This window comes from Pseudoalteromonas sp. AWM4_233 (assembly GCF_056158285.1).
On the sequence record NZ_JBSWSZ010000094.1, the window covers coordinates 3,840 to 4,361 of the forward strand.

The window sequence follows — 522 nt, forward strand, 5'->3', positions numbered from 1 at the left end:
TAGATAACGTATTGCTAAGGTTAACGACGGTTAGATTCACCTCTTACACAGCACCTGCAAATGGTAAGGCGATTGCCGCTGCTGCAAGCACTATGATTAGAAACTCGCGGGCGAGTAGATTCACTAAACAGAAACGTGATGCACCAAGCACTTTTCTTATTGCTAATTGCTTTTGCTGACGTTTTGCTGCAAATGCCGCGAGTCCAAATAAGCCTAGGCAACTTAAAAGCATGGCCAGCACTGAGAAGTTTCTGATGAGCACAAACAAGTCTTGCTCGATGCGATAAACTTTAGCCAAGTCTTGCTGCATCAGGCTAAATTGCGGATCAGCGGTTAAGTTAAACTGTTTTAAAAGTTGGCGTAGCTGATTAAATAACTGCGGAAGGTTAGCTTGCTCGGTGCCTATCACCAATCTAACCGTTGATTGCGAGCTGTATCCCGCTGAAAATGACACAGGCAGCCAATCATCTTTGCGCCGATCCAGGTGCTGTGTAAGAGGTGAATCTAACCGTCGTTAACCTT

The 522-nt window shown here is 45.2% G+C and carries 1 protein-coding gene; it reads right to left on the reverse strand.

The annotated features are described in order from the left end of the window. Positions 1 to 43: 43 nt before the first annotated feature. Positions 44 to 454 (reverse strand): ABC transporter permease, encoded by a 411-nt coding sequence (locus ACXAC4_RS20985; RefSeq protein ID WP_475165123.1) that lies wholly within the window; start codon positions 452 to 454, stop codon positions 44 to 46. Between the last annotated feature and the right edge of the window lie 68 nt (positions 455 to 522).